Here is a 3936-nt window from a genome sequence, read left to right as displayed (position 1 = left end):
CACCGGGATTGGCCTGGAGCGCGCGATCAAGCGCGGCAAAAGCCGAGCGATAGACCCTCTCGCGGAACGCGCGGTCCTCGGCATTGCCTTTCTCCAAGGCGTTCCGGATCGCTTTTTCGATCGCGTCCAAGCGGGTCCCTCTGTCTTTGCCTACCTTGCCGTGATCGTTAGCCGCAGGCGACCAATCAATCAACGGGCGAGCGGCGCATTCTGCCTCGCAGAGGTATGCAAAGTCCATTCCGGCGCTGTTCCGGCAACAAAATCAGCATGTTTCACCGATTTTCACGCGCGGAGAGCGCACGTACCGTGCGCCGCATCCCTTGGCGATTGATTGGCGGACAAGGCGGCGGCCGGCTTTCGAGGGTGCCATGACGCCGCCGCAGGAATTGCCAAGTCGCATCTTGAATTCGCGCCCGGTTGCGTCTATCACCGCCGCATCTTGGAGGCGTTGGCTTCCCGGGCCGCTTTAGCTCAGTTGGTAGAGCACCGCATTCGTAATGCGGGGGTCGCGTGTTCGAGTCACGCAAGCGGCACCATTTACTTGTTCACAGCCGTCCATTCGTTTGGGGCCGCAACCCCAACATCTCACGACCTAGATGGGACGGCTGACGTGCCTCGGGACTGCTTGAAGTCGGTGGGAGTAAGGCCAGTTTGGCGCTTGAAGGCGCGGCTGAAGTGTCCCGCATTGCTGAAGCCACAGCGGAATCCAATCTCGCCCATGTTTAGGTCGCTAACCTCGAGGAGCGTCTTTGCGTAGTGCACGCGTATCGCGAGATATGCCGACAGTGGGCTCCTACCGATTTCAGCAAAAAACAACCGTTCAAGCTGTCGTCTCGAAACGCTGAGCGATCTTGCAATGTCGCTGACAGCCAACGTTTCTTGGACGTTGCTCTCCATGAGAAGGAGGGCACGCCTCAGTTGTCTACTTTCGGCGTTTGGGAAAAGATCTCCCACGGGCTGGACGTCGCGGGTCGTCCTGACCCGATCAAGAATAAGGATCTTGGCAGCTTTCTCGCTAGCTTTCTTACCAATGGACTCTGCCACAAAATGACCAGCCAGGTCGGCCGCTCCGACACCGCCAGCGCAGGTTGCGCGGCTTCTGTCGACGGAGAACAGGCTATCCGCATGTGCCAAGACTTGCGGGAACATGGTACGGAAATCTTTGACGTGGAGCCAGCTCACGGACACGTTGTAGCCGTCCAGCAATCCATATCGAGCGAGTACGAAACTGGCTGTGCAGAGCGCCGTCAATCGAACTCCGCGCGATGCGGCCTTTAGCAGGAAGGCTTCCTTCTGGCTTCCAAGAGTATCGCCCGTGTTCAGAAGCCCGCCAACGACAACGATATCGTCGTATTCCTCCGGGTGCTGGAGTTCTCTCGTCGGCATCACTTCGATGCCGCAACTTGCGCGGATAGGCAAACCACGCTCGCCAACCACTTGCCAGTCGAACTCTACTCTTCGACTCCGATCATCCTCGTCGCCCGCAAGCCGCAGCGTGTCGACGAAAAGCGCAAACGGCGAAAGCGTAAAATGGCGCGTCAGCAGAAACGCAAACTTTCTGGCCATCTCTCGTCATCACCGGTTAGGTCGGAGAACTACTGCAGCGTATCGAAAAGTGCCGCGACGATCATTTCAGGCGCATCTTCCTGGACGAGATGACCTGCTTGAGGCACGGCCGTCATCACCCCGTTGGTGAGCTTCTCGGACAATTTCTGTCCTTGCGCGATTGGGATCCACTCGTCTTCACGACCCCATAGAATTCGAACGGGAAAATTCATCGGCCTATAAAGCTTTTCGACTTCGTCGGTGAATTTTTGATCCATTTGGGCGATCTGTCGATAGAAGGCCGGCTTGCCTACGGGCCCAAGCCAAGGCTGCATATAGAGGTCCAGAGCTTCGCTGCGAAGGGTCTGGAACGCCGCGCCTTGCAGGTACGCTCGCAAGATCGATTCGTGAATGTAATCGGGGGCGCCGGCAAACGCGGCTTCATGCTTTCGCGCATGCTGCACCAAGGCGGAGCCCCAAGGGGCGACCGCCACAGGGTCGACCAACAACAGGCTACGATACCGCACATCGTTAAGATAGTGGGTGCGAAGTGCAGTCGAGCCGCCAAAATCATGACAAAGGACGTCAGGCTCCTTCACGCCCCACTCCTTCAACAGTGAGGCAAAAAGTTTGTTCTGCACGCCTAGCGACACATCCTGACCATCCGCCTTTGCGGATTGACCATATCCGAGGAGATCGAAGAAATAGACCGTCCGGCGTGAAGCTATGAGAGGCGCTATGCGGCGCCATACTTGTGACGAAAACGGCGTTCCATGAAGCATCACCAAGGGAGCGCCCTCCCCGATCCGGCCCCACGCAACGTCCTGGCCTTCAAAACGAAACGACTGATCTAGCTTCAGCATCGGTGCCTCTTGATAACCTCTATGATGATGATTGCGGAAATCGTGCCAAGGCGGAACGATCCCGAGCGACATAGCCTATCGTTCTGCGCGGTTCCCTGGATTCGCCGGCTGATTGGCAGAGTACAACACCGGTCGAAATGAAATGGTGCCCCCACCGTTTTCGCTACCCCACAGTCCGCCGTATCCAATCATGGCCGCCATGATCTGGTCCTTTGTCACTCGACCCAACGGTTTGCCGTGTCCGTCGACGACGACGCTCTCGTGCCCGCCATGCTGGCACATCAGCTTTGCAGCCGCATTCAGGGTGGTGTCAGCTGAGAGAAGAGATTTCGGCAAAGCGCTCGCCGGATTTGACGGCGTCATAATCGCGTCAACTCGTATTATACGTCCTCTGTTGACGTCCTTTACAAACGAGGCCACGTAGTCATCTGCCGGCCGAAGAACGATGTCCTGGCTCGAACCTTGTTGAACCACCTCGCCGTTGCGAAGGATGGCAATCTGGTCTCCCAGTCTCAACGCCTCATCAAGATCGTGCGTGATGAACACGATCGTTTTTTTCACCTCCTGCTGAATATTCCGCAGCATCTCCTGCATGTCTGACCGAATGAGGGGATCGAGGGCAGAAAACGCCTCGTCCATCAGCAGGATTGGCGAGTCGCTTGCCAAAGCCCGAGCCAACCCGACACGTTGCTGCATGCCGCCCGAAAGCTGGTTCGGATACCGGTCTTCAAATCCGTTCAACCCAACGCGTGAAATCCAGCGCATCGCCTTTTCACGATGCCTATAGCGATCGCCGCCTTGGATCTCCAGGCCGTACAGGGTGTTCTCCAGAACGTTGCGATGCGGAAGCAAAGCAAATTTTTGAAACACCATCGCCGTGGTGTTGCGACGAAAGGCCCGCAAAGCATGCTCATCCAATTTGAGAACGTCCTGGCCGCCAACGATGATCTGGCCAGCCGTCGGCTCAACCAGCCGGTTGATGTGCCGTATCAAGGTGGATTTCCCGGATCCCGAAAGGCCCATTATGACGTGGACCTGACCAGCAGCCATATTGATGCTAACGTCGTTCAGTCCAAGGACAAGCCCGTGGCGTTCGTTCAACTCATCTTTCGTCATCCCTCTCGCCAATGCATTCAGGTGGTTGTTGGCATTGGCTCCGAAGATCTTGAACAGATGTGAGATAACGATTCCGACTTGTTTTTCTTCACGATCAGGCATGCATCAACTCCAGGTGTCGCTGCAGCCGCTTGCCATAAGCTTGGCTGATACGGTCAAAAATGATGGCGATACCAACAATGGCTAGTCCATTGAACAAACCCAGCGTGAAATACTGATTGTTGATCGCTTTGAGGACCGGTTGACCCAAACCCTGCACCCCGATCATCGAGGCAATGACGACCATGGCTAGTGCCATCATGATGGTCTGATTGACGCCAGCCATGATGGTCGGCAGCGCCAGGGGAATCTGGACGTCTCGCAGCTTTTGCCAATTGGACGAACCGAAGGCATCGGCCGCCTCTAATACATC

Annotated in this window: 4 protein-coding genes, 1 tRNA gene and 1 pseudogene; 1 reads left to right on the top strand and 5 read right to left on the bottom strand. The window is 56.4% G+C overall.

Going from position 1 to position 3936, the window contains the following annotated elements; translation table 11 throughout:
* A pseudogene (locus EN994_RS36240) lies at positions 1-238 on the bottom strand (hypothetical protein); the annotation flags it as partial.
* 222 nt (positions 239-460) lie between these two features.
* Between EN994_RS36240 and EN994_RS21340 the strand changes: the two are divergent.
* Positions 461-536 (top strand) — tRNA-Thr (locus tag EN994_RS21340).
* 49 nt (positions 537-585) lie between these two features.
* Here the strand turns inward: EN994_RS21340 and EN994_RS21335 are convergent.
* The 4 genes from EN994_RS21335 to EN994_RS21320 all read right to left on the bottom strand — a co-directional run.
* A complete protein-coding gene (locus EN994_RS21335) occupies positions 586-1566 on the bottom strand; it encodes a GlxA family transcriptional regulator (RefSeq protein WP_063169965.1) in 981 nt (326 codons plus the stop codon).
* Between the two features lie 29 nt (positions 1567-1595).
* Positions 1596-2408 (bottom strand): alpha/beta hydrolase, encoded by an 813-nt coding sequence (locus tag EN994_RS21330; RefSeq protein ID WP_063169964.1) that lies wholly within the window; start codon positions 2406-2408, stop codon positions 1596-1598.
* Positions 2409-2483: 75 nt separating this feature from the next.
* Positions 2484-3626: a glycine betaine/L-proline ABC transporter ATP-binding protein gene (locus EN994_RS21325; RefSeq protein ID WP_063169963.1), complete on the bottom strand. Its 1143-nt coding sequence runs from the start codon at positions 3624-3626 to the stop codon at positions 2484-2486.
* Positions 3619-3936 (bottom strand): ABC transporter permease subunit (locus tag EN994_RS21320; RefSeq protein WP_127307788.1); only part of this gene is annotated, 318 nt, incomplete at its 5' end. The genes EN994_RS21325 and EN994_RS21320, both read right to left, overlap by 8 nt.

Source organism: Mesorhizobium sp. M7A.F.Ca.CA.002.09.1.1, assembly GCF_003998555.1.
Taxonomy (GTDB): domain Bacteria; phylum Pseudomonadota; class Alphaproteobacteria; order Rhizobiales; family Rhizobiaceae; genus Mesorhizobium; species Mesorhizobium ciceri.
This window is presented reverse-complemented; position numbering and strand designations above follow the sequence as displayed.

Excerpts from the sequence above, each read along its gene's own strand:
- EN994_RS21325 (WP_063169963.1), bottom strand. The coding sequence starts at position 3,626 with ATGCCTGATCGTGAAGAAAAACAAGTCGGAATCGTTATCTCACATCTG.
- EN994_RS21335 (WP_063169965.1), bottom strand. The coding sequence starts at position 1,566 with ATGGCCAGAAAGTTTGCGTTTCTGCTGACGCGCCATTTTACGCTTTCG.
- EN994_RS21330 (WP_063169964.1), bottom strand. The coding sequence starts at position 2,408 with ATGCTGAAGCTAGATCAGTCGTTTCGTTTTGAAGGCCAGGACGTTGCG.